The sequence below is a fragment of the Apilactobacillus ozensis DSM 23829 = JCM 17196 genome (assembly GCF_001435995.1).
In the GTDB taxonomy this organism is placed as follows: Bacteria; Bacillota; Bacilli; order Lactobacillales; family Lactobacillaceae; genus Apilactobacillus; species Apilactobacillus ozensis.
The window spans coordinates 96150-123075 of record NZ_AYYQ01000001.1 but is presented as its reverse complement, the minus strand read 5'-3'; the positions used below and the strand labels follow the sequence as shown (position 1 = coordinate 123075).

At 30.9% G+C, this 26926-nt stretch carries 32 protein-coding genes; 23 read left to right on the top strand and 9 right to left on the bottom strand.

Features of this window, described 5'->3' with window-relative positions; genetic code table 11:
- The 3 genes from FD06_RS07635 to FD06_RS00635 form a co-directional block, all read left to right on the top strand.
- Nucleotides 1-371, top strand: a 371-nt coding sequence (locus tag FD06_RS07635) for a hypothetical protein (RefSeq protein ID WP_162255997.1), incomplete at its 5' end; no start/stop codon positions are given.
- 290 nt (nt 372-661) lie between these two features.
- Nucleotides 662-2053 (top strand): flavocytochrome c, encoded by a 1392-nt coding sequence (locus tag FD06_RS00640; protein ID WP_056965569.1) that lies wholly within the window; start codon nt 662-664, stop codon nt 2051-2053.
- 9 nt (nt 2054-2062) lie between these two features.
- Entirely contained in the window at nt 2063-2431 is a 369-nt protein-coding gene (locus FD06_RS00635) for a TM2 domain-containing protein (protein WP_056965568.1), read from the top strand.
- A 140-nt stretch (nt 2432-2571) separates the two neighbouring features.
- On the opposite strand, the gene FD06_RS00630 is transcribed toward FD06_RS00635, so the two are convergent.
- Entirely contained in the window at nt 2572-3060 is a 489-nt protein-coding gene (locus FD06_RS00630) for a GNAT family N-acetyltransferase (protein WP_056965567.1), read from the bottom strand.
- A 159-nt stretch (nt 3061-3219) separates the two neighbouring features.
- Here FD06_RS00630 and FD06_RS00625 point away from each other — a divergent pair, with 159 nt between their 5' ends.
- The 3 genes from FD06_RS00625 to budA all read left to right on the top strand — a co-directional run bounded on the left by FD06_RS00625 (nt 3220) and on the right by budA (nt 5863).
- Complete coding sequence (locus FD06_RS00625; protein ID WP_054657418.1) at nt 3220-3678, top strand: hypothetical protein; 459 nt, start codon at nt 3220-3222, stop codon at nt 3676-3678.
- A 62-nt stretch (nt 3679-3740) separates the two neighbouring features.
- Nucleotides 3741-5135, top strand: a complete 1395-nt coding sequence (locus FD06_RS00620; RefSeq protein WP_056965566.1) for a cryptochrome/photolyase family protein — start codon at nt 3741-3743, stop codon at nt 5133-5135.
- A gap of 14 nt (nt 5136-5149) precedes the next feature.
- Nucleotides 5150-5863: an acetolactate decarboxylase gene (gene budA, locus FD06_RS00615; protein ID WP_054657416.1), complete on the top strand. Its 714-nt coding sequence runs from the start codon at nt 5150-5152 to the stop codon at nt 5861-5863.
- Nucleotides 5864-5901: 38 nt separating this feature from the next.
- Here the strand turns inward: budA and FD06_RS00610 are convergent, their stop codons facing one another.
- Both FD06_RS00610 and FD06_RS00605 read right to left on the bottom strand, forming a co-directional pair.
- Nucleotides 5902-6429 (bottom strand): biotin transporter BioY, encoded by a 528-nt coding sequence (locus FD06_RS00610; protein WP_056965565.1) that lies wholly within the window; start codon nt 6427-6429, stop codon nt 5902-5904.
- 71 nt (nt 6430-6500) lie between these two features.
- Nucleotides 6501-7310: a hypothetical protein gene (locus FD06_RS00605; protein WP_056965564.1), complete on the bottom strand. Its 810-nt coding sequence runs from the start codon at nt 7308-7310 to the stop codon at nt 6501-6503.
- Nucleotides 7311-7475: 165 nt separating this feature from the next.
- On the opposite strand from FD06_RS00605, the gene FD06_RS00600 reads away from it, so the two are divergent.
- The 4 genes from FD06_RS00600 (at nt 7476) to FD06_RS00585 (ending at nt 10485) form a co-directional block, all read left to right on the top strand.
- Nucleotides 7476-8282 carry a TPM domain-containing protein gene (locus FD06_RS00600; RefSeq protein ID WP_237757207.1) on the top strand — a complete coding sequence of 269 codons (807 nt, stop codon included), beginning with the start codon at nt 7476-7478 and terminating at the stop codon, nt 8280-8282.
- Nucleotides 8283-8314: 32 nt separating this feature from the next.
- Nucleotides 8315-9055 carry a hypothetical protein gene (locus FD06_RS00595; protein WP_054657402.1) on the top strand — a complete coding sequence of 247 codons (741 nt, stop codon included), beginning with the start codon at nt 8315-8317 and terminating at the stop codon, nt 9053-9055.
- 18 nt (nt 9056-9073) lie between these two features.
- Nucleotides 9074-9688: a LemA family protein gene (locus FD06_RS00590; protein WP_056965562.1), complete on the top strand. Its 615-nt coding sequence runs from the start codon at nt 9074-9076 to the stop codon at nt 9686-9688.
- 101 nt (nt 9689-9789) lie between these two features.
- Nucleotides 9790-10485, top strand: coding sequence for a class I SAM-dependent methyltransferase (locus tag FD06_RS00585; protein ID WP_056965561.1), 696 nt, complete (start codon nt 9790-9792; stop codon nt 10483-10485).
- Nucleotides 10486-10521: 36 nt separating this feature from the next.
- Here the strand turns inward: FD06_RS00585 and FD06_RS00580 are convergent, their stop codons facing one another.
- A complete protein-coding gene (locus FD06_RS00580; protein WP_054657398.1) occupies nt 10522-10761 on the bottom strand; it encodes a hypothetical protein in 240 nt (79 codons plus the stop codon).
- Between the two features lie 168 nt (nt 10762-10929).
- On the opposite strand from FD06_RS00580, the gene FD06_RS00575 reads away from it, so the two are divergent.
- On the top strand, nt 10930-12054 hold the full coding sequence (locus tag FD06_RS00575) for a glycerate kinase family protein (RefSeq protein ID WP_056965560.1): 1125 nt from the start codon (nt 10930-10932) through the stop codon (nt 12052-12054).
- Nucleotides 12055-12078: 24 nt separating this feature from the next.
- On the opposite strand, the gene FD06_RS00570 is transcribed toward FD06_RS00575, so the two are convergent.
- Nucleotides 12079-12402 (bottom strand): DMT family transporter, encoded by a 324-nt coding sequence (locus FD06_RS00570; RefSeq protein WP_054657396.1) that lies wholly within the window; start codon nt 12400-12402, stop codon nt 12079-12081.
- Between the two features lie 150 nt (nt 12403-12552).
- Between FD06_RS00570 and FD06_RS00565 the strand changes: the two genes are divergently transcribed.
- A complete protein-coding gene (locus FD06_RS00565; protein ID WP_054657394.1) occupies nt 12553-13155 on the top strand; it encodes a nitroreductase family protein in 603 nt (200 codons plus the stop codon).
- A gap of 34 nt (nt 13156-13189) precedes the next feature.
- Here the strand turns inward: FD06_RS00565 and FD06_RS07470 are convergent, their stop codons facing one another.
- Nucleotides 13190-14365 (bottom strand): DUF3290 family protein, encoded by a 1176-nt coding sequence (locus tag FD06_RS07470; protein WP_082605225.1) that lies wholly within the window; start codon nt 14363-14365, stop codon nt 13190-13192.
- A 172-nt stretch (nt 14366-14537) separates the two neighbouring features.
- Here FD06_RS07470 and FD06_RS00555 point away from each other — a divergent pair, with 172 nt between their 5' ends.
- The 5 genes from FD06_RS00555 to FD06_RS00535 all read left to right on the top strand — a co-directional run bounded on the left by FD06_RS00555 (nt 14538) and on the right by FD06_RS00535 (nt 18380).
- Entirely contained in the window at nt 14538-15161 is a 624-nt protein-coding gene (locus FD06_RS00555) for a C40 family peptidase (protein ID WP_056965559.1), read from the top strand.
- Nucleotides 15162-15263: 102 nt separating this feature from the next.
- Entirely contained in the window at nt 15264-16079 is an 816-nt protein-coding gene (locus FD06_RS00550) for a DNA/RNA non-specific endonuclease (RefSeq protein WP_056965558.1), read from the top strand.
- Nucleotides 16080-16093: 14 nt separating this feature from the next.
- The gene (locus FD06_RS00545) at nt 16094-16558 is read left to right on the top strand and encodes a PH domain-containing protein (RefSeq protein WP_056965557.1); all 465 of its coding nucleotides are present in this window, start codon (nt 16094-16096) and stop codon (nt 16556-16558) included.
- Nucleotides 16548-17966 carry a PH domain-containing protein gene (locus FD06_RS00540; protein ID WP_056965556.1) on the top strand — a complete coding sequence of 473 codons (1419 nt, stop codon included), beginning with the start codon at nt 16548-16550 and terminating at the stop codon, nt 17964-17966. Before FD06_RS00545 ends, FD06_RS00540 begins: the two co-directional genes overlap by 11 nt.
- Before the next feature lie 72 nt (nt 17967-18038).
- Nucleotides 18039-18380: an iron-sulfur cluster biosynthesis family protein gene (locus tag FD06_RS00535; protein WP_054657382.1), complete on the top strand. Its 342-nt coding sequence runs from the start codon at nt 18039-18041 to the stop codon at nt 18378-18380.
- A gap of 39 nt (nt 18381-18419) precedes the next feature.
- Here FD06_RS00535 and FD06_RS00530 read toward each other — a convergent pair whose 3' ends face one another.
- A complete protein-coding gene (locus FD06_RS00530; RefSeq protein ID WP_054657380.1) occupies nt 18420-19091 on the bottom strand; it encodes a GH25 family lysozyme in 672 nt (223 codons plus the stop codon).
- A 186-nt stretch (nt 19092-19277) separates the two neighbouring features.
- Between FD06_RS00530 and FD06_RS00525 the strand changes: the two genes are divergently transcribed.
- The 3 genes from FD06_RS00525 to FD06_RS00515 all read left to right on the top strand — a co-directional run bounded on the left by FD06_RS00525 (nt 19278) and on the right by FD06_RS00515 (nt 22703).
- Nucleotides 19278-19931, top strand: coding sequence for an SDR family oxidoreductase (locus tag FD06_RS00525; protein ID WP_054657378.1), 654 nt, complete (start codon nt 19278-19280; stop codon nt 19929-19931).
- 145 nt (nt 19932-20076) lie between these two features.
- Nucleotides 20077-21699 (top strand): ABC-F family ATP-binding cassette domain-containing protein, encoded by a 1623-nt coding sequence (locus FD06_RS00520; RefSeq protein ID WP_056965555.1) that lies wholly within the window; start codon nt 20077-20079, stop codon nt 21697-21699.
- A gap of 104 nt (nt 21700-21803) precedes the next feature.
- A complete protein-coding gene (locus FD06_RS00515; protein ID WP_056965554.1) occupies nt 21804-22703 on the top strand; it encodes a C39 family peptidase in 900 nt (299 codons plus the stop codon).
- Between the two features lie 45 nt (nt 22704-22748).
- Here the strand turns inward: FD06_RS00515 and FD06_RS00510 are convergent, their stop codons facing one another.
- Nucleotides 22749-23861 (bottom strand): hypothetical protein, encoded by a 1113-nt coding sequence (locus FD06_RS00510; RefSeq protein ID WP_056965553.1) that lies wholly within the window; start codon nt 23859-23861, stop codon nt 22749-22751.
- Between the two features lie 141 nt (nt 23862-24002).
- Between FD06_RS00510 and FD06_RS00505 the strand changes: the two genes are divergently transcribed.
- The 3 genes from FD06_RS00505 (at nt 24003) to FD06_RS00495 (ending at nt 25676) form a co-directional block, all read left to right on the top strand.
- Nucleotides 24003-24197 (top strand): hypothetical protein, encoded by a 195-nt coding sequence (locus FD06_RS00505; RefSeq protein ID WP_056965552.1) that lies wholly within the window; start codon nt 24003-24005, stop codon nt 24195-24197.
- Nucleotides 24198-24305: 108 nt separating this feature from the next.
- Entirely contained in the window at nt 24306-24662 is a 357-nt protein-coding gene (locus FD06_RS00500) for a V-type ATP synthase subunit E family protein (protein WP_056965551.1), read from the top strand.
- Nucleotides 24663-24683: 21 nt separating this feature from the next.
- Nucleotides 24684-25676 (top strand): SPFH domain-containing protein, encoded by a 993-nt coding sequence (locus FD06_RS00495; RefSeq protein WP_056965550.1) that lies wholly within the window; start codon nt 24684-24686, stop codon nt 25674-25676.
- 27 nt (nt 25677-25703) lie between these two features.
- Here FD06_RS00495 and FD06_RS00490 read toward each other — a convergent pair whose 3' ends face one another.
- Nucleotides 25704-26921 carry a DUF2075 domain-containing protein gene (locus FD06_RS00490; protein ID WP_056965549.1) on the bottom strand — a complete coding sequence of 406 codons (1218 nt, stop codon included), beginning with the start codon at nt 26919-26921 and terminating at the stop codon, nt 25704-25706.
- Nucleotides 26922-26926: the final 5 nt, after the last annotated feature.

Below are 26926 nucleotides of genomic sequence, written 5' to 3'. Positions count from 1 at the left end.
ATTTGAAGACAAAAGAAGAAAATGCTAGAAAAAATTATGAATCAGTAGTTGCACGTATTGCAGCCCAAAAAGCAGTCGCTGAAAAGCAATCACACGCTGATGCATATAATGCACAACATCAAGCTAATCTTGCAGAAGCAGCCGAAAAGCAAGCACATATTGCTGACCGTAATAAGATGCACGAACAAAGAGAAAATGATCCAGTCTTAACTGCTAAACATGCATTAACTGAAGCAAAAAAAGCAGTTAAAAATAATAAAGATGCATCGGCTTTATCTGATTTGAAGACAAAAGAAGAAAATGCTAGAAAAAATTATGAATCAGTAGTTGCGCACTCCCAATCACAAAATAATAATATTGCTTCAATGTAATAATTATAATTATGCGATTGAAAGAGATTTAATTTTAGTTGATAAATATGAACTTAATTAATGTGAAATAGAACTTATAATTAATAAACAGGCTCAATTCGATATCTAATCAAATTGAGCCTGTTTATTTTAATTACTATTGCTTATATTTAAATATATATTATTATGAAAAAATAGCTTGTTAATTTTTAACTAGATTAAATATTATAAATGTAATTAATATATCTTAAAAATTTATTGTGATAAATTTAATCATGGAATATATTCTAAATAGAAAGGAGTATTTCAATTTGGCTAAATATATTTTTAAACCAACGGCTATTAGTCAATTATCCAATAACTATGACGTAGTTATTATCGGCTCAGGTGCTACCGGATTAGTTTCAGCAATTCAAGCATATGAATTAGGATTGAAACCGGTTATTATAGAGAAAATGGATACGTTGGGTGGCAATACCAACCGTGCTTCTTCCGGAATGAATGCTGCTGAAACATCAGTTCAATTGAAAAATCACATCGTAGATAGTTATGAAGATTTTTATAATGATACTTTTATTGGTGGTGGCAAGACTAATGATCCAGATTTATTAAAATATTTTACTACCCACGCAGCACTATCGATTGACTGGTTAGCTGACCATGGTATCAAGCTAGATAGTCTGACAATTACTGGCGGTATGAAAACCCGTCGAACCCATCGTCCAGATAGCATGGCACCAATTGGTAATTTTTTAATTACATCATTTCTGAAAATAATTGAGCAATATAAAATTCCAGTATTTAACAATACTAAGGTTTCTAGATTGCTTTCAAATGATAATGTCATTCAAGGAGTAGAGCTAAAGTTACCTGATGCATCTACCAAAGTGGTTAATACGAAATCCATAATTTTGGCAACCGGTGGTTTTGGGGCTAATAAAGAACTTATTAAAAAATATCGTAACGATTTAACTAACTATCGTACAACTAATCAAGATGGTGCAACTGGTGACGGACTGGGTTTAGCTCAACAGGCAGGAGCATCGTTAGTAGATATGCAACAAATTCAGGTTCATCCCACGGTATATCAAGAAACTAGCCATACCTACTTAATTGGTGAAGCTGTTCGCGGTGAAGGTGCGATTCTAGTTAATCAAATGGGTCAGAGATTTGTTAATGAGTTAGATACTAGACAAAAAGTAACTGATGCCATTAATAACTTTGCGCAGGGAAGCGCCTATTTAATCTTTGATAGTAACGTACGTAAAAAAGTTCCTGCAATTGAATTTTACGATATGATTGGTGCAGTGGTTCATGGTTCTGATTTGGAAGAATTAGCTGATAATATCAATGTAGATAGTAAAATACTAGCTGACACGGTTTCAAAATGGAACCATTCAGTTTCATCCAAAACAGATGCGTTATTTAATCGTTCTACTGGAATGAACACGTTATTAAATGCATCGCCATATTATGCCATTCATATCGCTCCGGCTGTTCACTATACAATGGGTGGCGTTAAAATTAATCATAAAGCCCAAGTATTAAATGAAAAAGATGATGTAATTAAGGGGTTATTCGCTGGTGGAGAAGTTACAGGTGGTTTACACGGTAATAACCGAATCGGTGGGAACTCTATTGCAGAAACGATTGTTTTTGGTCGGCAAGCTGGCCAACAAGCTTTTAAATATTTATCAGATTAGGAGATATAAATGGATAATTTAGACAGAGAAGAAGCTTTTCTAAATGAGGAAGAAAGTCGTTTAGATTCACAGGGTCAATTATTTGTTGAATCTAAAATAACTAATGATGCTAAACAGCCGATTGTTGCTTGGTTATTATGGTTTTTTCTCGGTACTTTTGGTGCTCATCGTTTTTATATGCAAAAAAGTAATGCTGTAATGATGCTATGTTTGACTGCAATTGGTTACGTATTAGCAATTGTACTAGTCGGATTGATTATTTTATTCATAACGTGGGTTTGGTGGATTTTAGATGCATTTTCACTTATGAATTGGTTGAAATCCGATCGATTAAGAGTGAAACGTGAAGCAATTAACATAGCTAAATCACGTATTTAAAAAACGTTCTTATTTTAAGAACGTTTTTTATTTTATAAACAAATATTTTTTCAACAATAAGATGCATGAAGTAGTTGATTATACGCATGGATATAATGATTATTTAAAAAAGCACTAGCTTAAATGGCCAGTGCTTTTGTTTATTTAAACAAGCTCATGAAGTATACATCGTGATATTTTCCATTAACAAAGTAATGTTTCTTCAAAGTACCTTCTACTTCGAAACCCATCTTTTTGTAGACTTTGAGAGCAGGTTTATTTTCCACATCAACGTATAAATATATTTTTTGCAAATTAATAGTTTCAAAGCCATATTGAATACATTTTTTGAAGGCTTTTTGTGCTAATTTTAAGCCTCTAAATTCTTTATCGACAATAATTTGAATCTCGGCATGTCGATGAATATTATCTATATCAACTAGTTCAATCAAACCAGCAAATTTTCCTTCGTATTCAATTGCGAAATGTCGTTGAGAATTATCAAGAATTTGTTTTTCATAATATTGTTCTAACTCAACGAATGATAGATAAGGTTCTCTAAACCAGTACGACATATTAAATTCATCGTTCATCAGTTTATATATTTTATTTAAATCATTTTTTTCTAGAATTCTTAATTTAAAAGACATAGATACTCCCTTTTTATCGAATTATTATAGCTATTTTAATTTGAAATAAAAACTGTAACTACAATTTTTATAATAATGTTATTATAATTTTAATAAAAAATTATACATTGTCATGTAGTGTTTAAGTACAAACATTTATTAAGGAGGCATCTTCAAGAATTGAACGAAGGTCCCAAAAATAGGTTGAGGAATCAACCAGTTGGTTATAGCCGATTAGAAAATGAAAGAAGTTTTATTTACAAGAAGTTAAAAAGAGATTTTAGCATTAATATTAATAAATTTGCGATTGCTAGTTCAGTAATCTTACTGAATGGTTTAATAAATTTACATGCAAGTGTTAATCAATTTTATCAAGCCTTTTTATCTTCTTTAATTCTTTTGATTGCTTATCAAGTGAACGACTTTTATTTTTTATTAAAACAAATTAGAGAATATGCAGATAAGTATACTTTACGAGGAATGTACATTAAATTAAGTCGCTTAACGTTAGTACTGACTACCTTATTTAGTTCGTTATTAGTTTTTTATCAAACATGGGATTTCTTAACATTGTGTTTTATCATAGCAATTTTTATATACGTTGGAACGCTGATATATTGTATTCTTAAGATAAAATAGTTCGAATTAAAATTTTGTTGTATTATACTATTCAAGAAGACCAATAGAAAGAGTGATTTTTAATGACTTCTGTAATGTGGTTTCGTCGAGATTTTCGACTAGAAGATAACGTTGCTTTATATAATGCAATTAAAAATAAAGATAAAATATTGCCTATTTTTCATATAAATCCAAAGCAGCTTGCTGATACACCGACTGTAAATCAAGATGCTTTTTTTGCTAGTTTAATTAACTTTAAAAAACATTTATCTAGTAAAGGAATTGAATTAAATGTTCTTTATGGTGATATTAAAGCCTGCTTTGAAGATCTAAAGCACAAAGTTCCTGACTGGCATGATATATATTTTAACTTTGATGAGCGTGGTTATGGCCGCAAGCGTGATCAAGATATGGTGAACTATTTTGAGAATAACTTAAAAGTAAATGCACATCCATATTTAGACTATACTTTGCATAGTGCCAATGAAGTTAAAAAGCCTGATGGCGAAGCTTATAAAATGTTCACGCCTTATTTTAAAAAGTGGATAACACTTAAAAAGCCAGCTCCGCTTGAATATAACGTTGATAGTAAGCAATTTGTTAATCAAAATTACTTTCCTCAAAACAATAACAAGTTAACGGAATTGATTGACAGTAGCTCGATTACCAAAAATATGTTATTTGGAACGGATTATGCTAAACAAGTTTTAAATAATTTCATTGCTAATGGTTTAGCTGAATATGATAAACAACGTGATATTCCAGCTGTTGAAGGAACCAGTCGCTTATCCAGATTTCTTAGAACTGGTGAAATCTCAATTAGAATGATTTGGCAAGCGGTCTTATCACAACCTGATAGCGATGGGCGCACTACCTTCATGAAAGAATTAGGTTGGCGAGATTTCTACAACATGATTTATGCAATCTATCCTAATCAAAATGAAGTTTCAATTAAACCAGAATTCCAAAATGTTAAATGGTCTAACAATAAAGAACAATTTGAAGCTTGGAAAAATGGTCTAACTGGTTTTCCGATTGTTGATGCAGCCATGCGTCAATTAAATCAAACTGGTTGGATGCATAACCGTTTACGCATGATAGTGGCTTCATTTTTGACTAAGGATTTATTAATTGATTGGCGTTGGGGTGAAAAATATTTTCATGAACATTTAATTGATTACGATGCTGCTAGTAACATTGGTGGTTGGCAATGGGCAGCTTCAACTGGTACAGATAGTGTTTCTTACTTTAGAATCTTTAATCCGACTTTACAATCGGAAAAATTTGACTCAAAAGGATTGTTTATTAAAAAATACGTACCGGAATTATCAAACGTGCCAATTGAATTTATTCATGAACCATCTAAAAATGGTTACTCAGATAGCCATAAATTAAACTATCCTAAACCCATTGTGAACCACAAGGAAGCTAGAAAATGGGCTATTGATGTTTATACAATGAGTAAAAATAATAATTAAGGAGTGTTTGTTTTATGCAAAAGGATTCAACTTTGTACCAATATGGGACTTTAGCATTGTTAGTGCCAGGCCTTTTTGAAGGTACTAAAAGTATTGATGATATTTTAAAACATGGTGATACTGGGATTGGAACTGGAGATGGATTAGACGGTGAACTTATTGTTTTAAATGGACATCCTTACCAAGTTGATGGTAGTGGTAAAGTTAATAAATTAGATAGTAACTTTATGGTGCCATTTGCAGACGTTCACTTTGCTAACTTTAAGCCATTATTTGAACTAGAAAGTGATATTACACCTACTAGTTTAGAAAAAACAGTATTATCGAAGGTTAATTATGATAATATATTCTTCTCTTTTAGATTGCACGGTAACTTTAAAAAAATTGCAACCCGTTCAGTTGATAAGCAAAGCAAACCATACCCCAAATTGGTTGAATGCGCCGACAAGCAAAACGAGTTTTCTGCTGAAGATAAGTGTGGTACTTTAATTGGTTACTATTCACCAAAACTATTTAATGGCCCATCAGTTGGTGGTTTTCACTTACACTTTTTAGCTGATGATTTATCGATTGGTGGCCATTTGCTAGACTTTGAAGTCGATAATGGAACTGTTGAAATTCAACCATTCAATAAATTAGAACAAGATTTTCCAACTGGTAGTCAGGAATTTATGAAACATGATTTTTCTAAAGACAATATTGAAGCGGCTATTTCAAAATCTGAATAATAAAAATGACACGCTATTTGCGTGTCATTTTTTAGCATCTATAGAGTCATTTTTTGTAATCTTTTGGAAACGAATATAGCAATAAATAATTTTACTGTATCACCCGGAATAAAAATAAAATTGGAATAAATGGCTAGTTGTAAAGGCATTTTACTTTGAATGGATAAACCAATTGAACCAATTAAGTCTACAACTATTATTAACAACCAGATTATTAAATATTGAACATAGGTATTTTTAAAATTATTGGCAGTTTTTTTCAAAATAGATATCATGCAAGGGGTTAACAACCATGCTAATAAATATCCACAAGTAGGGCCGATAAAAACAGCTAAGCCTCCATTGCCACCAGTTAAAATTGGCATTCCGATGGCGACTAGTAGCATAAAAATAGCGATGCTAATAGTCCCTTTCTTAGGTCCTAAAATCAGTCCAGTAAGCATAATTCCCATGTTTTGCAAGACAATTGGGACTGGAATAATTCCTAATGGAATAGCAGGCAATAATCCTAGTACAATAATTAATGCAACAGTTAAAGCAATTTGAGTAATATCTTTTGTTTTCAATTTAAAAGCTCCCTGATTTATTTATAAACTTATTATAAACAAAAAAAGCTATCTAAATGATAGCTTTTAGTCTATTTAAATGTAACAGGGAACCATTTTTGGTACTTAGCGTTGTAAGAATAACCATTTTTAGTTAATTTACCATTTTCATCTAGAATGCGCCATAATGTTCCATTTGTAACATTAAAGTTCATGGGAATAACCGCTTGTGAATCTTCAGGAGTATTTTTAGATACAATCATTTTGTCTTGAACATTAATAATATTGTATGGTGTAGGTTCACCTTTACCCATGTTAACTTTGGTAGCTTGTCCCTTAACCATTATCAAGTAAGTATTGTTATCTGGTTTAGAATCACTATCCTCTTTTTTAACACTAATGGCTTGACCACCTTTGATGGTAGGGTTATCTTTATCGCCAAGATATGAACCTTCTGGGAAGAATGCATTTACGTATTTGTCAGATGGAACATGTTCAAATGATGCGCGACTAAAGTTAGAAGTTAATCCACCTTTAGGTTCTTTTTGTACATATTTTTTGATCCATTTAGTATCTTTTTGCTTAGTTATCCAAACTGATTGTTTATTTTGTTTCAAAGAGTTGCTAAATAGGAGCCATTCTTTATGGTTGTTACCTACTCTTCGCACGTATAAGTCAGAATTGTTTTTAAGCTTACTAGAAGTAACTTTTTGATTAGTAATCATGCCCTTTTTAAGTTTCATTTGTTGAGCATTAATACTACGACTAGTTGTTACTAAACGAGCTTTATTCCAATATTTTGAATTATTGTTTGGTAAACCATCAGCACTAATATTTGTAGCAACTGAGGCTGATACTAGTAAAGCTGAACCAATTGTTAAAATAGCTTTTTTTAATTTCAATGTGTACACTCCAATTCATAATTTATTTCATTCTAACGCAACCATTTTATGATTACTACCATTAGGCACTTGTTTAACTTGCTTTTATCTTTTATTTCTTTAGTATATACGTATAAATACCCAATAAATTTGGAGGTGATAAAAATTAAAAAAATTTTATTGGTTTTGTTTTCAGCAATAACGTTAATATTTGGATTTCAATTTACAAGCTTACATGCAGAAACTACTAATCCAGTGCCCACTAAAGAATATGTAGTTAATGACTATGCAAAAGTGCTTTCTAATTCTACCAAAAAACAAATAATAGATAAGGAAAAAGAATATCAAAAGACGGCAGCTAAGCCCCAGATTGTGGTTATGACAATCAATTCAACTAATGGGCAAAGTATCGATGATTATGCAAACGATTTATTACAAAATAATCGATGGCACTTTGGTAAAAAAGGTTTAGATAATGGCTTATTGATTTTATTTGCATATAACGGTGGTAAAAATAATGTTAGAATAAGCACAGGGTATGGAGTTGAGGATATTTTAACCGATGCTCAATCTAACGACATTTTAATGAAGAATAAGCCGTTGTTAAAATCTAGTGATACATCAGATGTTGATAGGGGAATTGATAATGTTTTCCAGTCGGTATCTAAAATTATTAGTAAACGATATGCCAATAAATCACTTCAGCAAATTAAAAAAGACCAAGCTGCCAAAAAACGTACCAATATGATAGTTTTTATTATTTTATTTATAGTCTTAATCGGGGTTATTTTAATCGTGATTAAGATAGCTAAAAATAATAATCATCATAATGGTCCAGGCTCTTCTGGCGGGGATAGTAGCTGGCTGTTACCATTTTTAATTGGTGCCGGCAGTAGTGGAAATAATAATACTTTCTCTGGTGGATTTGATAGTGGCGGATTCAGTGATTCTGGCGGCGGTGGTGACTTTGGTGGTGGCGGTTCTTCAATCTAGAATGCCTAACTTAAAGTTAAAGAAGTGTTATCTTGGAAAATTGGAATTGGAGTTTAATATTAAGAATTACTATTTATGTTGGAATCGGTTTTTCGTATTATTTTAGGTATAAGAATAAAAAAGTAGCCCTACAAAAGCATGAAGTGCAATCGTTTGCTCATACAGTGGATGGCTATGAAATAAGTAAAAATGTTGCGTTGCATAAGTTTACATTGAAAACTTTAAAATTATGCAGTCTAACCGATATATTGATTAGCGGAAACTATATTGACTATCACTTAATTTCAGATGGCCCTTATGATTTAGAAGATGATGACTGGGATAAAGAATATGACAAAAGGAAACATGCAATTTTGGAAGAAGAATATGACCAATATTTAATTAACCAAAATTATAAAAATAGCTATCAAGATAATATTATTAAAAATAAGAATAATTACCAAAATGATTTGGCTATGCAAAATTCTGAAACTAGTCAAAGTAGTTATAATGCTTTAAATAACTACGATTTATCTGATAATTATTTAGACAGTACTTCAGACGACGAGTTGAGTGATAATGACGTTAACTTGGATTATGACTGGGATGACGATTATCTAGATGACGACGACTCAAATGATTTAGATAATGATGATGACCTAGACAGTGATGACTTAGATGATGATTGGGATAAAGAGGAAGAAGAACGTCAAAATGAAGTTTTAGACGAAGAATACGATCAATATTTAATCGATTCTGATAACTCTTATGATCATGATGATGAAAATTATTAGGAAAATATTGGAGGAACTATGGTAAATACAGCGACGCCTTTTTATAGGAAAAAATCTTTTATTAGTTTAATAGTAGCAATACTAATTGTGATTATTATTGCGAGTGGTTTTATAAGAACTTCAAACAAGTTGGCTACAAAAGAACAAGATGTTGAGGCCCAACTGGGACAAGTTCAAACTGTTTTACAACGAAGAGCGGATTTGATTCCTAACCTAGTAAATGCAGTCAAAGGGCAACAAAAACAAGAAAAAGAAGTATATGGCGAAATTAGTAAAGCCAGAACGGAATACTATAATTCACAGAAAAAATATAGCGATTCAAATAATACAAATGATAAAGTAAAAGCATTAGATGAACAGTCTAAATCATTAAATGTTTTAGTTGGATCAATCAAAGAAGCTTATCCTAACTTGGCATCTAGCAATACAATGCACGATTTAATCGTACAAATGGAAGGCACTGAAAATAGAATTTCAGTTGAACGTAATAAATACAATCGAGTTGCTAGGGAATATAATAATCAAGTCGTTAAATTTCCAGGCTCAATTGTTGCTGGAATGACTGGACATCAAAAAATAAACTACTTTAGCGCTGATACTAGTGCTCAAAAGGCACCATCTGTAAACTTTTAAAAAGAATGGCTTTATGCCATTCTTTTTAAATAAATATGTTTATCATTATTTTGATTACACTGTTAATATATAGATAGGTTATGTTAATAAAGGTGGTAAGTATGTATAAAAAGTTTAAACATAGGTCTAATAATCAGTTCGTAGAAGTTACATTTTTCATTGCATTTGCTGTTTTATTTATGACCTATTTAGCAACCGGTTTGAAAACTATTTATTTATTATGGTCCCTGGCTTTTTTGATTTTTACTGTAATGAGTTTTTTGCGTAACGCTTATTTAAGAAATAGACTTTTTAAAGAATTTGTGGATTCAATTGATGTTCAAGATAGCCAATCCATTCTAGATTTGGGCAGCAACGATGGTTTTTTAATTATTCAGATAGCTAATAAATTATCAGTATCTTCACGAACTTTAATTATCGCTGTGGAAGATAAAAATCAATTTAGTAATAAAGATTTTCATACTAACGCTGTTAATAATCGAGTTAAATATCGAATTAATTTGGTCAATGGTGACATTCGTAACTTGCCATATTCTGATAAATCTTTTGATACTATCACGGCTGCAAATAGCTTAAATAGTTTTTTAAGTAGTTACAAAAAATCTGACTGTAAAAAAGTATGTAGCGAAATTAATCGTTTATTAGGTCACAACGGAACTGCTTATATATTTAACACTAGTTATTTATCTAAAAAAATGGCCAATGAATTTATTAAGCAGGGTAATCAAGTATTCTTCTACGACTATAAATTTCAATTTCTATATGGAATGAGAATCTTTTCTGTAGTAAAAAAATAATTCAGAACCTAATGGATTCTGAATTATTTTTATTTTTTATAAAATATCTTTTTTAATTTGATTGTTGTTTTTGTAGTTTTTCTTTACTTTGTTTAACGTTTCGGCATTAAATAACCTGATTGGCAGATAGGTTAATGGGAATAGCAATACAATAATTACTAAGGCCCCTAACTGTCCAGGTAATATTTGGCTGATTGAAGCAATTAAGGCCACACCAACGCCTACCCATACAATATACATTAAAACAATCAATAGATTTTTGATCATACCAATCATGTTACTCATCTCCTATTTCATTTTCTGCCCTAATTCTGCCACCTGTTATTTTAAAAGTCAATTATTTTATGAAAAAAATTCACAATTTTTTACAGTTTGTAACTTTTTAGATTAAAGTATACAGTATTACTTGTTTATCTTTATTATATTAAGCATAGGAGGAATAATATGAAATTTGTTTTAGCACCAGATTCTTTCAAAGGCAGTCTATCATCTAAGCAAGTTTGTGATTTCATGAGCATTGGAATCAAAAAGGCTCTTCCATCAGCACGAATAGTCAAAGTTCCAATGGCCGACGGAGGTGATGGGACTCTAGAAACTTTAGTGAATTTATACCATGGCCATTACATAAATTGTGACGTTATGGGACCCTTAGGTAATATTGTCAATGCTAAATATGGTCTAATTGAAAATGGACAAGCTGCTGTTATATCGATGGCAGAGGCCAGTGGAATTGATTTAGTCAATAAGTGTGATTTAAACCCTCTAAAAGCTACCAGTTATGGAACTGGACAATTAATACTGGATGCTGCTAAGCATGGCGTAAAACGTATATACATAGGCCTTGGTGGTTCTGCCACTAATGATGGTGGGCAAGGAATGGCCAAGGCTTTAGGAGTAGCATTTTTCGATAAAAACGGAAATGATATAGGTTTAGGTAATTCAGAATTATCACGTCTAGGACACATTAATATAGATGATATTAATAGTAGAATTAAGAATATAAAGTTTACAATCTTATCTGACGTTAAAAATCCCTTGACGGGTGATGAGGGAGCTTCAGTAGTTTTTGGTCCGCAAAAGGGAGCTAGTACCCCCGATTTGGTTTCAAACTTGGACAATAATTTAAAATTATATGCTGAAGTTATTTTTAATAATTTAGGTGTAAACGTAGATAAATTTCCCGGTGCAGGTGCAGCTGGTGGAATGGGAGCAGCTTTTTTAGCGTTTTTTAATAGTGGATTTGTTTCCGGAGCAGATTTTATTATTCAAAAATATGATTTAAAGTCTAAATTATTAGATTGTGATTATGTATTCACCGGTGAAGGTAGTATTGATTCACAGACTGCGTATGGAAAAGTTACTAGTAAAGTTACTCACTTGGCCAAATTGGTTAATCCAAAATGTAAAGTTATCGGACTTGGAGGAATTGTTGCCAATGACATTAAGTCATTAGATATAGATGCCGTCTTTTCAATAACTAACGGTGCAATGTCTATAGATGAATCGATGCAGAATGCCAGTAATTTAATTATTAACTTAAGCAAAAATATTGCTTATCTAATAAAATAAACACCATCGGATATATGATGGTGTTTATTTTGTGCTGTATAAATTTAAAATTACAACTCCAACTATTATTAAAGTTAAACCGATAATTGTTGATATGTTTATAGCTTCTTTATATAGGATTACCGCAACTACGGTGGATAATAATAATCCAATTCCACTCCATGTAGCATAGGCGATGTTTAGCGGAACTTTAATCATGGCGATGGATAAGCAATAAAAACATACTGCAAAAGATAGTAACGATCCAATTGTTGGCAACAACTTACTGAATCCCATTGATATTTTTAATAAATTAGTTCCAACTAATTCACCTAAAATAGCTAATAGTAAGAAAACATAGTAATACATTTGAACCTCCTAATTATAAAAAAGTTACCTATATTGATAATAACATTAAGGTACTAAAAATGTTTAGTAAAACCAGTCTAATTATTTTACTAACGAAAAGTAAGTTGATATAATGTGGTCACTGTTATAATAAATGAGGAGGAACTAATTATGAAAAATGATTTTTTAGAAATTCAAAAAAAGCGTCGAAGCGTTTATGCTTTGGGTAAAAACATTCAACAAAGTAATGGTGAGTTAGTTTCGTTCATTGAAGATACTATTAAAGAATCACCATCGCCATTTAACAGTCAATCTGTTAGAGCTGCTATTTTATTTAACGAAAACCACGACAAGCTATGGGATATTGTGTTAGATAATTTGAAACCACATTTAAAAGATGAGGATGCTTTAAACAAAACAACTGCTAAAATTGATGCTTTTAAAGCGGGATATGCTACTATTCTTTACTTTACTGATAGTGACGTTGTTAAAGGATTGGAAGAACAATTTCCAGCTTATAAAGACAATTTTTACGATTGGTCAGAACAATCACAAGGTAATGCACAGTATGCAGTTTGGACAGGCTTAGCTGATAATGAAATTGGTGCTAATTTGCAACATTATAATCCATTAATCGATGATGACGTTAGAAAAGAATTTGACATTCCAAGTAATTGGAAATTGCGCGGAGAAATGGTCTTTGGATCGATTGAAAATCCAGCACAAGCTAAAGATTATATCGATGATGATAAAAGATTTATAGTATTTGAATAATAAAAAGCTCCTATATTGACATAGGAGCTTTTTATTATTTTTTACGATTGTTATATGAGTTTTTAATATTTTGATATTTAAGGTAATAGTACCAAGGGCGTTTAGAATGACTAGGGAATGATATTATCATTAAATTATCGTGGACATATTGACCTAGATAAATTTGTGAAATATCTTTTCCTTCATCTTCTAACATTTGTTCTAACCATTCGGGAGTTTTGCCCATTCTCTTAACAACATCTTCATTAATAGAACCATCGGTAATAACGGGGTAGTTCACAGATTCAGTTCCAAAAGTAGTAATGGTTAGTTGTCCGTTTTGTTCTAAAGTTGCTGATTTTACATCTTTAAAGTTACTAACACCTTGTGTACGTAGCTTAAAAGTTAAATCTGAAGCAGAAAGGCCACTTCTTAAGGCAGTATCAACGTTAATAATACCATTTTGAATTACGACTTGAGGACTACCAGTAAATATTTTTCTAAAGAAAGCACTCTGACGATTTAGAATTTTACTGCCGAAAACTATAATTGACCAAATCAATAGAACAATAAAGAATTGTAGAATGGACACATCTTGGCTATAAATCATTCCACCAATAATACCACCTAGAACGTAATTTTGCAGTTGGTCGATGGCGTTAGATGGTGCCAGGTTTCCTTTTCCTGAAAGATTAATCTGTAGAACTAAAACAATAAAACCAATTATTAATTTTAAAGCAATTGTTAAGTATTGGTAGTTGCTAATTCTTGAAATGATAGAAGATGAGTTAGTAACATAATTAAAATTATTATCAATCAACCTAATAGGCGTTAAGGTGTAACTATTCAAATTAGCATTTAAATTAACCTCATAGTATTGTTTATCAACTTTTACGGTCATGCCATTACTTAAGTTGGTGGAACTAGTATAAATTTTATTAACAGAAACTTTTTTATTTTTGCTAATATCTTGAATCATCTTAACAGTTTGATTATTTCTGGATGATGTTGCTTTTTGATCCATAACATGGCTAAAGACCATACTGATAGCTAATATAGATATTAAAGTTAACATAACAAAGAAATCTCTATATTTTAAATTAGTACGATCACGCATGTATTTAATTCCATTAAAGATTATGGTAATACCTAAAATTAGTGCAAACAGTAGCAACAAATAAGCTACGTAAGCATTAGAATTATTTAGATATTCATAGGAATATAAATTCATAATATCGCTCCTAAATTATTGATTTAATATAATTGTATCATTGGAAGTTTCAAATATGTAACGATTTTGACATAAAATAGTCAACATATTGACATCATTTTGACCCCTAACGGTATTATTTTATATTTATAATTACAAACAATAAATATAAAAGATTAGGGGTATGAATAATTTGAAAAGGAAAATATTAACGATTTGTTTAACAGCTTTGATATGTGTATTTTTTGTAAAAATTTCTGCTGCTAATGCTGACGAAATTAACCCAGGAACAGATTCTACAAGCACAAACTTAACGGATGCTTCCAATAATGTTTTGCCTGAAAATAATGCAAACAATAATAACGCTGACAATAATTCTGAAAATAATGCAAACGATAAATCTGATAAAAAAGAAAATAGTCAAGATGACAAAAAGAAAAAAATAGATAAGAAATACAAAAAATTGTACAAACAAGCTAAAAAAGAATTAGGTAAAAAATACCGTTATGGTGCTACTGGTTCTAAAAGCTTTGATTGTTCTGGTTTCACTAAATATGTTTATAAGAAGGCCTTAAATAAAAAATTGCCGAGAACAGCAGCTCAACAATATAGAAGTGCTAAAAAGGTTACTAAATCAGAACGTAAATCAGGCGATTTGGTATTCTTTGGATCTAGTAAACATAACATTACGCATGTTGGATTGTACATCGGTGATGGTAAGATGATAGACGCTCAAAATAGAGGCGTGGTCGTAGAAAACGTTAACGCTCCATGGTGGAAAGCGGTTGGTTATTCCAGACCATATAAATTTAATTAAAAGCTAACTTTTAAAAGTGAGCTTTTTTTGTTTTCGTGTTATTCTTTTGATGATACATAAAAATTACGATTAAATGCGAATTTTATATTGGAGGAAAATAAAATGAAAAAAATATCGAATGCAATTTTTGTAACATTAGCAATGATTTTGTTAGTGGGATGTTCAAACAAACAAAATGATAAAAAAACAAGTAGCTCCAACGTTAATTTGAGCGAATTAAATTATAATTCAGGCGATAAAGCATATGTTGAGCTCAACGGAAATCATGCTAATTTAAAAACTAGTGATTGGAAATATAATCATGTTGATTATGCTAATTTAGATGACTTAAATCGAACTTCTTCAGCTAATGTAGGTTATTTAGAAAAACGCAATTTAGCTAACTCTGCACTGAGAACACGCCAATATGTATATCCAACGGCATGGCATCAAAAAATGGTTAACCGTGAAGCTATTATTAATCGCGGCCATTTAATTGCTTACAGTATTTCAGGTGGGATAAATAGTGATGGGCAGTATCAAAACCGTCATCAAACTGGTGACCAAAATAATTTGAAGAACTTATTTACTCAAACTGCATTTTCTAACCAGAAGGTGCAAACTATTTACGAGGCTAAGGTAAGGAATGCTTTGCGTGATAACAAAAAAGTTATTTTTTATGCTAAACCTATTTTTAGAGGAAATGAGTTAATGGCTCGCGGAATTAATTTACAAGCACTTTCTACTGATAAGTCCTTAGATTTTAATGTATACATCTTTAACGTTCAACCAGGTATTAGTTTTGATTATGAAACTGGACGTTCTAGAATAGATCGTAATATGCAAGTTCCTACTCCAGAAGGTGCGCCAAGCTTTAATAATAAAAACTATCATTTGAACCGTAGTTATAACCACCACTACACTCACTATCATAAATAAAAGGAGTTATTATGATGACTAGATTACCAGCCAAAGTTAAAAAAGTATGGTCACAAAGTGCTTTCATTTCATTAATAGGATGGCTAACAGCTTTATTGGTAGTATATTTAGTTTCACGGTATTTTTATTCATTGCCACTTATTGTATATATAATTATTTTAAGCTTAGGTTTATTAGAAGTAATGATTGAGTACGCATTGATTCCTTATCGATATAAATTTTACAGTTACGAAGTTTCTGAAACTGAGGTGAGAATAAGGAAGGGATTTATCTTTCGTAGTGAAACTTCAATTCCAATTGCACGAGTTCAAAATGTGCATTTATCACAGGGACCATTGCTTAGATTACAATACTTGACTAGTGTATCAATTGTAACTGCTAGTAATTCGCATATTATAGAAGCGTTAGTTCCTAAGGATGCTGATGAGTTGAGACTAAAAGTGATTAAACTAGCGATGGAGGCCAAAAATGTCCAATAAACGATTGAATATTTTTTCAATTCTATTTTACTTATATTCAGCATTTAAAAATATTTTTGTATTCGTTATAGCTTTAATTGCTGCAAAACCAATCTTAGGAATTTTGATAACTTTAATATTAGTTCTTATTGTTTTAGTGAGATATTTAACTTATCGATATTCAGTCTTAGATGATCAGATTTTAATTAAATATGGTCTATTTTTAAAAAAAGAACTTCATATTCCATATGATAAAATTCAAGTTATTCAACATAATCAGTGGTTCTTTTTAAAACCATTCAACTTAGAACAAGTTATTTTAGATACGGCTTCTCACAGTGATAGTAAATCAAAGGTAGACTTGAGAGTGATTAGTATAGATGCGGGTCAATTTATTGAAACTAAGCATGCCAAATCTGCAGGTAAAAAGATACCAAAAGAAAAAGATTCTAATTATTCTGATAACTGTTTTTATCGAGCTACTACACACGATATGAAATTATTTGCGGCTACAAACTTTTCATTTATTTCAGCAATTTCTTTAATTACTGTTTTGATATTTCAATTATTTTTAAATGATAAAAAATCTTTTGAAAGCATTAACCATGCCTCATTTTACTTTGTCATATCTTTTTTAGTAGGTTTTATGATATTAATTTATATAGTGGGTTTTATAAAGACCCAATTAAAGTATTATAAATTTACAGTTCATTCTGAGGACACATATTTTAGAATTAGTTCAGGCTTATTTAAACGGAAGGTTGACAAAATTCCAATTGATAAGATTCAAAATATTGTGTTTAGTCAAAATATAATTAGAAAAATGCTAAATATTACGACGGTTAATGTTGACTTAATTACCGAAAATGATGATGAAAATATAAATAATGGACTCCTTATTCCATTCATAAAAAGTCAACTAGTCTATGAAAAAATAGGGCAATCATTTAGCTATGTTTGTTCAAAACCGTTTTTAAGCTTTACATCTTATAAAAATGCTTTTTGGTTATTTACTCGTAATGTTTTATGGATACCACTAACTTTATTGATTATGCTGTTTTTCATTAGAGATTACATTTTTGTAAATGTTTTGGGGTTAGCTATTTTGATACTAATCATTTTTTCAGTTTTAACGATTATTAATGCGTTTATTAAATCTAAAAATGTTGAAATTAGTTTATTGCCTTTAAATAAACAAGGGATAGTTAAAATTAAAGATGTACATTTATTTAATTACTATACTAATTTTGTTCAATGGGATAAAATTCAATCGATGAGTTTAAAACAAACTTATTTCATGAAAAAATACCACAATTTAGCACATTTAGAAATTAACATTCGTGTGGGCGAACATGCTAAAAAAATCGAATGTAGGTATTTGAAGTATGATGATGCTAAGAAAATCATTGATTGGTATAAGTTATCTTAATTTAAGTTAAGATGTTTTGCTTTTACCTTCCTTAAGTATACAATTTAGTTACTTAAAAGGAGGAAGATAATTATGAAAATTACTATTACAGACGCAGCAAAGTCTAAAATAAAAAATAGATTAAATGGTGAATATAAATTATTATTAAACTTTGACGATGGAGTTGGTAATTATTCTGATGTTGGCTCTTGTGCTATCGGAATTTCTTTTGATTTATTAGCTGTTAAACCAGAAGATAACGATCCAGCTTTTGATGATAGTTTGGATTCTGATTTAGGTCCTATTTATATTAAAGGATATAGTAAATCATACCTTGATCAAGGTTTAAAATTAGATGTAAATTATAATGAATTAGTACTCAAGGGTGACGCTGGAATGCTTGATGGCAACGTTGCTTTAAAAGATGAAAGATAAAAAAATGCGAACACTTAGTAGTGTTCGCATTTTTTAATATTATCTAAACCATTTGTTAACTTGACTACGATTTAAAATACGATTTAAATCGACATTACCTTTAATTCCGGAAACTCTACCATGACTAGTATATTGCCATAAGTCTGGGTTTTGAATTGGTTTAGCACTGTAATTTGCAATCCATGAACCGTCAAATCTAGAATAATCAATTTTATGAGAAGAAACAAAACTTTGATATGAGTAATAGATAAGTGGCTTGTCAGTCAATTTACGCATAGTTTTTAACCAAATATCAACGTATTTTTGCTCTTTAGCTTTTGCTTTAGGCATACGCTTTTCATTGTCTAGTACATAAAACTTAGCATTTTTGTTTGAATGCTTAAAGAAAGTTTTAGCTTCATTTTCAGCATCTTTTTTGCTGGTGAATTCAGCAAAACCATACTGACCAAAAGGAATATTATGCTTGTAAGCGCCGTTAGCATTAATGTTTCGATGAGTATCAAGACGATAATCTTTATCATCTTTAGTCCCATGCTGTACACGAATAAGAACATATTTTAAATCTTTAGCAGCCTTATTCCAGTTAATGTTTCCTTGGTATTGTGAAACATCAGCAATTTTTTTGCCACTAGCGTTAGCTGATACATTCATAGAAATAATCGCAACTGATAGTACAAAAATTGCAACTAATATCTTTTTGACCATTTTCATAAAAATCCTCCGTTAAATATAATTATTATGGTTATTCTAACTTATGATTGATACACAGTGATTGCATTTACATTGCAAAATTGTTAAGAGATATTGCATTAGTAACACTCAAACAATTTATTTGTTTTGTTAATTTTATCTTGATAGAATGGTCATAATAATTAAACATCGAAGGGAGCAGTATAAATGAATACATTTGTAATTGGTGCACATGGTAAAGTAGGTAAATTGTTAGTTCAAGAGTTATCACAAAAAGATAATGAACACGTTTTTGCTGGATTAAGGAATGCTAGCCAATTTAGCGAATATGACAATATGACAAATGTTACGCCGGTTACGTTCGACTTAACCGCTCAAGCAGATGATATGGCTGACATTTTTAAAGATAACGCAATTGATAGTGTAGTCTTTTCGGCTGGTTCAGGTGGTAACACTGGAGATGACCAAACTTTGGTTATAGATTTAGATGGTGCCATAAAAAGTATGCTAGCTACGCAAAAGGCGCAAATCAAAAGATATGTAATGGTTAGTTCAATGGGTAGTGATGACCGTAGTGTATGGGATAAGTCTAATTTACATGGCTACTTCATTGCTAAACATTATGCTGATGAATATTTAACACATAATACCGATTTAGATTATACGATTTTGAGACCAGCAACCTTGTCTGACACAGCGGGTAATGGAAAAGTAGAACTAAATCCTAGTGATTTATACAATCGAAAAGTTTCTCGACAAAATGTTGCCAAATTTATTAGTGCTGTACTAGAAGATAATGGCACAATTAATAAAGAATATGCCTTTAGTGATGGTGATAAAACCATTAGTGATGTTCTCTAATTAACTTGTTTATATCAATTATCTATGATAAAGTTATGCGAGTCTTAAAATTTGAATCAAAATAAAAAGTTCGTCCTTGATTCTGAGTGAAAAAGGGATGAATTTTTTAGATTAAAGCTTATTTCAGATGTAAGTGGGGTATGAGATGATAACAGTAAGTAATATGGGATTACATTTCTCAGGGAAAAAACTGTACGAAAATGTTAATTTAAAGTTCACACCAGGTAATTGTTACGGTGTGATTGGTGCCAATGGAGCAGGTAAATCAACCTTCCTAAAGTTATTGGAAGGTAAAATTGAGCCAACTAGTGGAAATATTTCTATTGGTAAAAATGAACGAATTTCTAGTCTAAATCAAAATCATTATGGTTTTGAAGAATGCGAAGTTTTAGATACGGTAATTCAAGGTTATGAAAAACTATACAGCGTAATGAAAGAAAAAGATGCTTTATATGCCAAAGCTGATTTCTCTGATGCCGATGGAGTTAAAGCAGCCGAGCTTGAGGGTGAATTTGCTGAAATGGATGGTTGGAATGCAGAAGCAGATGCTGCCCAACTATTACAAAACTTAGGCATTCATGAAAGTATGCATACTCAAAAAATGAGTGAGCTAAATGAAAGTCAAAAAGTTAAAGTTTTATTAGCTCAAGCATTGTTTGGAAAACCAGATATTTTGCTTTTAGATGAACCAACTAACGGTCTTGATAACAATACAATTGAATGGCTACAAGATTTTCTAGCTAATTATGAAAATACAGCTATCGTAGTATCGCATGACCGTTACTTCTTAAATCAAGTCTGCACAATGATGTGTGATGTTGATTTTCAAAAGATTCAAATCTATGTGGGTAATTATGATTTCTGGTTAAAATCCAGTCAATTAGCTACTAAGATGCGTCAAGAATCAAATGCTAAAAAAGAAGACCAAATTAAAGAGTTAAAAGAATTTATTGCTCGATTTAGTGCTAATGCTTCTAAATCTAAGCAAGCAACTTCGCGTAAGAAACAATTGGATAAAATCACGCTTGATGACATTAAGCCTTCCTCACGTAAGTACCCATTCATTAAATTTGAAATGGAAAGAGAACTCGGAAATGATTTGTTAAGGGTGGATAATGTCTCTAAAACTATCGATGGAGTTAAAATTTTGGATAACATTACCTTGACTTTGCGTCCAGGTGAAAAGACTGCATTCATTAGTCGTAACGATTTAGCTACAAATACTTTAATGCAAATTATAGCCGGTAAAATGACTCCGGACACTGGAACTGTGACTTGGGGTCAAACGACTAAGGTATCTTACATGCCCAAAAACATCAACTCTGACTTTGAGGACGACTCCATGACCATCATTGATTGGTTGCGTCAATATGCTTCAAAAGAAGAAAGTGATGACACTTTCCTACGCGGTTTCTTAGGAAGAATGTTATTCTCAGGAGATAATATTGATAAACAAATTAAGGTATTATCTGGTGGGGAAAAAGTTAGATGTATGTTATCTAAAATGATGTTACAAAAAGGAAATGTGCTGCTATTAGATGACCCAACAAACCATTTAGATATGGAATCAATCACAGCTTTAAATGATAGCTTAATTCCATTTGATGGTTCAATCATTTTTACATCACATGACCGTCAATTTATTGAAACCATTGCCGACCACATTATTGAAGTTTCAAGTAAAGGATTAGTTAGTAGAGCTGAAACTAGCTATGAAGAATTTTTAAGCCATCCAGAAGTTCAAAAACAAGTTAATTCAATTTACTAAAAAGATATTCGTTTTTTCGAATATCTTTTTTATTTTAAGCTAACCTTAAGTTATATTAGTTATTCTTTTAAACATAGAAAACATAGTGTTTAGGAGGAATAACGATGAAAAAAACAATTCTAACCTTGGGAATTGCTGCAATGCTATCTAGTACGGCTTTTCCTTTTATGAATAGTCAAGCCCTTACTGCTTCAGCTGATAGCGTTGTTAATATAAGTGATAATAATTTAAAATATGATATAAAATCTGCTAGAAATTTAAATTCTATGAAAGTTAAAAGTGGCAATTGGCAATTATTTAATCAACCATATAGTTCTTTAGCTTATTCAGTCGGGAATACTAAAGATATTAGTGGTAAATTAGTACAATTAGATCAAGTTGCTACTGCAGGTAACTATACTTACTATCACATTAGTTACAATGGTAAAGACTATGGATGGATTAACTCCGATGGATTAGAGAGTACTTCTGAATATGTCCTTCCATTCACTTACACTAGTCAACACACTCCTTTAGAAGCAGCTAATGCTTGTGAGGTCACTAGTCTTAAAATGGCTTTATCAGTTAAAGGTATTGGAAAAGATGTTAGCTTGAGAACTTTCATTGACAATATGCCACGTAGTAAAAACAATGCTGATGATGGTTTTGTAGGAAATCCCTATAAAGTTAACCATACTAACCAAGATTGGACTATTAATCCAAAACCACTAGCTCAATATGGTAGAACATATTATTCCAATGTTTATGACATTACAGGTGCTTCTAAAGACGACCTAATTTCTGAAATTAAGCATGGTAACCCATTAGTTATTGCTGGTTCTTACCGCATGCAGGGGAAAGCAACTGGTCATATGCTTACAGTTGTTGGATATAAAGATGGTTATTTCTTGATGGCAGATCCATCTTCTAGAAAAAATAGTAAAGGCTACATTTTCTGGACTTCAGTTGATAACTTTATGAGAATTTATAACGACTATGGTAAAAAGGCAGTCGTTGTTAGATAAAAAAAGACATTGCATTTTTTATAAAATGCAATGTCTTTTTATGTTTTACCAAACACCCATGTTCTTAGCTAATCTAGCACGATTTAAATCTCTTTGTGATAATTTATTGGTCATCGTAGCAATTTTTTCGTTATTAGCTCTTAAAGTACTCCATGTATATTTTAATGGTAAATTACTTTGTTCTTGTTCTTCACTAGATTCGGCAAATACAATGTCATTGGCATAAGGCGTATGTCCTAATCCCATTGCATGGGCCATTTCATGCATTATAACACCAGTCCAATATTTATTATCTAAGGGACTATTAGAAGCATTGTTAAACTCATTTTGTTCCTTACTTTTTGCATTTTTCCCATCAATTAAATCGTTAACATTTACTTTAGCACCATTAATTTGGTTGATTTGTTTATTATATTTTTGATTATAAAAGTTATTTTTATTAACTAGAATGGAGTTGTTTGAGAACATACCATCCCAATCGTTATTATCCTTAGTAACCAATTCAACTTTTAAAGTTTCATCTTGAACATTACCCAATTCAAAAATATTGCTGCCAAAAGCTTTGTTCCAATTGTTGATGGCATCCTTTAGTGGAGTTTGTAGATCTTTGTCATCGGTATATAAGAAAGCATGCCCATCTTTAAATGCTGGAGAGCTGCTATATTTGTTGATGTTAAATTGTTTGGATAATAAATTCTTATAGTTATTATATGAAGACTTGCTTAAATTCAACACTTGACCTTCAGGTAATAAGTCAGGACATTGTCTTATGTAACTCATGAGCTGTTCTTTTGATTTTATATTCAAGTTTTTAACTATTTTTTTACTTACCTTTTTCTCTGGGTAAACTTTGACATTATTTGAGCCAGTGAAGCCTTTTAGCTTGTTATTCTTAGAATGTACATATAAATATTTTTTATTTGTGTTGTTCTTCTTTACTAAAATGTATTTGTTTGAATACAGCTTAGTATTTTTGTATTTTTTAAGTGAAAAGCTGTGCTTTTTCAGTTTTTTATCAGCATAAGCTTTACCTTTAAAGCCTTGATAAGTTGTTAGTTTACTCTTCTTAGTGATATATTTATTATTTGCAGAAACATTGCTACTTAGTACAAAAGTACTAAGTAATGTAAAACCTAGTATCTTAATGTATTTATTCATAAATGTCATCTCTCCATTTCGTATTATATGAAAATTGTATAAAATATTTTTTTTAAAGTAAATAAATAACACTTATCATACTTAATGATATAATTATTTACGCATAATATTTTATTAATTTTGTAAATTGGAAGTGAAATTATGTTATCTTTAGTTCATTACATTGGTAATTTTATAAGTACCGTTGGTATTTTAATCTTATTGTTTACTTTGAGAAAGGATTTTGGCGAATTAAGTCTCATCAAAAAAGTAAGTATTTATGTATTATCTGCAGGAATATTAATTCCATTTGCAATTGAGGTCATTTATGGATTTATAAATGGCGTATTTGGATAAGTTTGAAAAGTTTCAATTGAATAATTGAAACTTTTTTTATTTTTATTGAATATTTTAAAATTGTAGTCTATAATTTGCGCCATCTTGATAAGAAAGGTTGTGGTGCGATTGATTGATGGAATTCTGAAAAAATTATTAAGTGGTAATCATCGAAAAGAACCTTTTTCAGCAGTATTCTCTTTAAGTAAGGATGAAAAAGAATATATTAAAACTTTAGATGCTGATGTTCAAAAAGCTATCTTAGAGGCGCTATTGTCACCTAATAGTAATGATCAGCTGAATAACGTCGATGCTGATTTAATTCAAAAAATAGTATCCATTAAAAAAAACGATAGCGTAATAAAGCTTAATGGAACATATTATAATTATAAAATAGTATTAAAATCAGCTAATAATCAATACCGGGTTACAGGGGTTAACAATAATACCGTAATTTTAGTACCGATTGAGGCATTTAAAAAATAAAATATAGAAAAGAATGATCTTATGGGAACCGTTGTAGGAACAATATTTGCAGTATTAATAATAGTTTTACTTTTATGGATGATTTTACATACCGTTATTATCATTAATGAAAGCCAAGGAGAAGTTGGATTAAAAATGCGTCTTGGTAAGTACGTTGAAACTTTAAGCCCGGGATGGCATTTTGTAATTCCAATTATTTACTCAGTTATAAAAGTTGATACTAGACAAAAGCCACTAAACATTAAAGAACAATCGTTAATCACGCGTGACAACGCAACAGTGCTTGCTACTGAACAATTAAAATACCATGTTACTGACGCGGTTGAATACGAACTTAAAAATAGTAATGCTGAACAGTCAATGATACAAGACGTGCAATCTAGTTTACGTAGCATCATTGGTGGGATGAAGTTAAATGATGTTTTAGAAGGTTCAGGGAAAATTAACGAACGTCTTGCCAATGATTTAAACGATACGACTGCTCGATATGGAACTCAAGTTGATAATATTGCCATTTCTGGTTTAAAACCAGATCCAGAAATTGAAAAAGCTATGAATCAACAAGCAGCAGCTGAAAGACAACGAGAAGCCGCTATTATGAAATCACAAGGTGAAAAACAAGCGGCGCAAAATCAAGCTGATGGGAAAGCATATTCTTTGCGTAAGACAGCCGATGCTGAAGCTTACACAACAAGACAAAATGCTGATGCTAAAGCATATCAAAAAATTCAAGAAGCTAAAGCCACAGCTGAAGCAAATAATACTGTAATCAATGCTTTTGCCAATAACGGATTCACTAATGATAACTATATATCATTAAAGCAAATTCAAGCTTATCGAGATATTGCTAATAGTTCTGCTAATACAGTAGTAGTGCCACAAAAAGAAGTTAATACGGCAACCAAGACGGCGGAAGCTATTAAAATTGCTAAAACAGATAATACTTTCTTTGAACATTTGAAAAATAGCATTACACAAAATAATCAAAACGATAATTCTAGCAACAATAAATAAAGAAGTGTCCATAAAATGGGCACTTCTTTATTTAATATCTTTAAAATATTTTAACAACTGTTTTCTAAGCTCTACATCATGTGCAAAAATGTATAATCCATGCACTCCTCGTTTCATTAAAACGTTAATTGAGTTTAAAATTAACTGCTTTTTAATCGCCTCAAAGTTCTCATCGTTTTTCATATCTGGTCGTTTTTTTAACGATTCGACATCTGTATATTTAGACAAATTAACTTTAATTTTATGATTATGCTTATCTAAAAAAATAGGTGGACCTAAAATTACTCCAACATAGTTTAAATCAAAGCCTTGGCAAGTAAAAATAGAACCAACTTCATTAATTGTTTCTGGAATTTCAGCCCAAGGAGTTTGAGTGAAGTTATATTGATCCCATGGCATTTTGAAGTTTCCTTCAATAACGTAATGCTTGCCACCATCTAAAGTTGAAGGATATCCAGATGTGGATACGATTCTTGATAGTCCCATGCTTTCATTTTTATCAAAAATAGCTTCTCGCATTTTTTCAGCATCATCAAAGATTCGAAAATCATAATTAGCATTAGCACTATCTGGTATTTTGGTTAGGTTTCCATCTGTAAATGCATTAATCCATTTTACTAAATCATTACTAGCTGTCATTCTGAACTGTTTAGTTAGATGATACTCATCGTTGTGGTATGGCTTTAATAATTTTTTCAAGCGTTCCTCATTCCAGAACATTTTAGTTCTAATTACTTGGCGCTTATCAAAAACAATGATAGTGACTTTCGATTTTTTAATAATTTCTTCGAGTTGATTTTCTTGGTAGAAATTATTGTAATGGTCAGGACGTGACAATAATAAATGAGCTTCATCAACAATTGTTACGTCAGCATTAAGTCGCTTTTTATTCATTTGGTTGATAAATGATGTTGGTCGATTAAAGTTCTTTTTTAAAACATTAGGTTCATTTCCTGCTATCTGTTTATATACTTTTAAAATTTCGGGATGGTTAACTAAAAAATAATTTTTAGTATTTTTAAATACGCCCTCTAGTTTAGTCATTTGTTGTAAATCATAAAATAATTGACTTAATACAACACTTTTTCCAGTTCCAGCATCTCCATAAATTGTGAATACAGCGTGTTTTTTGGAATTAAGATTCTTTTTCGCAAATGCTTTAATCTTATTAACTAATTTTTGTTGTTCATCAGTTAATTTTTTGCTAGGCGATAATTTTTTTACAGCAGAATTATCTGAATTCATTTAAG

Coding starts and splice junctions, on each gene's coding strand:
- FD06_RS00635 (WP_056965568.1), top strand. CDS start 2,063: ATGGATAATTTAGACAGAGAAGAAGCTTTTCTAAATGAGGAAGAAAGT.
- FD06_RS00630 (WP_056965567.1), bottom strand. CDS start 3,060: ATGTCTTTTAAATTAAGAATTCTAGAAAAAAATGATTTAAATAAAATA.
- FD06_RS00620 (WP_056965566.1), top strand. CDS start 3,741: ATGACTTCTGTAATGTGGTTTCGTCGAGATTTTCGACTAGAAGATAAC.
- budA (WP_054657416.1), top strand. CDS start 5,150: ATGCAAAAGGATTCAACTTTGTACCAATATGGGACTTTAGCATTGTTA.
- FD06_RS00590 (WP_056965562.1), top strand. CDS start 9,074: ATGGTAAATACAGCGACGCCTTTTTATAGGAAAAAATCTTTTATTAGT.
- FD06_RS00585 (WP_056965561.1), top strand. CDS start 9,790: ATGTATAAAAAGTTTAAACATAGGTCTAATAATCAGTTCGTAGAAGTT.
- FD06_RS00580 (WP_054657398.1), bottom strand. CDS start 10,761: ATGATTGGTATGATCAAAAATCTATTGATTGTTTTAATGTATATTGTA.
- FD06_RS00575 (WP_056965560.1), top strand. CDS start 10,930: ATGAAATTTGTTTTAGCACCAGATTCTTTCAAAGGCAGTCTATCATCT.
- FD06_RS00570 (WP_054657396.1), bottom strand. CDS start 12,402: ATGTATTACTATGTTTTCTTACTATTAGCTATTTTAGGTGAATTAGTT.
- FD06_RS00565 (WP_054657394.1), top strand. CDS start 12,553: ATGAAAAATGATTTTTTAGAAATTCAAAAAAAGCGTCGAAGCGTTTAT.
- FD06_RS07470 (WP_082605225.1), bottom strand. CDS start 14,365: ATGAATTTATATTCCTATGAATATCTAAATAATTCTAATGCTTACGTA.
- FD06_RS00550 (WP_056965558.1), top strand. CDS start 15,264: ATGAAAAAAATATCGAATGCAATTTTTGTAACATTAGCAATGATTTTG.
- FD06_RS00545 (WP_056965557.1), top strand. CDS start 16,094: ATGACTAGATTACCAGCCAAAGTTAAAAAAGTATGGTCACAAAGTGCT.
- FD06_RS00540 (WP_056965556.1), top strand. CDS start 16,548: ATGTCCAATAAACGATTGAATATTTTTTCAATTCTATTTTACTTATAT.
- FD06_RS00535 (WP_054657382.1), top strand. CDS start 18,039: ATGAAAATTACTATTACAGACGCAGCAAAGTCTAAAATAAAAAATAGA.
- FD06_RS00530 (WP_054657380.1), bottom strand. CDS start 19,091: ATGAAAATGGTCAAAAAGATATTAGTTGCAATTTTTGTACTATCAGTT.
- FD06_RS00525 (WP_054657378.1), top strand. CDS start 19,278: ATGAATACATTTGTAATTGGTGCACATGGTAAAGTAGGTAAATTGTTA.
- FD06_RS00520 (WP_056965555.1), top strand. CDS start 20,077: ATGATAACAGTAAGTAATATGGGATTACATTTCTCAGGGAAAAAACTG.
- FD06_RS00515 (WP_056965554.1), top strand. CDS start 21,804: ATGAAAAAAACAATTCTAACCTTGGGAATTGCTGCAATGCTATCTAGT.
- FD06_RS00510 (WP_056965553.1), bottom strand. CDS start 23,861: ATGAATAAATACATTAAGATACTAGGTTTTACATTACTTAGTACTTTT.
- FD06_RS00505 (WP_056965552.1), top strand. CDS start 24,003: ATGTTATCTTTAGTTCATTACATTGGTAATTTTATAAGTACCGTTGGT.
- FD06_RS00495 (WP_056965550.1), top strand. CDS start 24,684: ATGGGAACCGTTGTAGGAACAATATTTGCAGTATTAATAATAGTTTTA.
- FD06_RS00490 (WP_056965549.1), bottom strand. CDS start 26,921: ATGAATTCAGATAATTCTGCTGTAAAAAAATTATCGCCTAGCAAAAAA.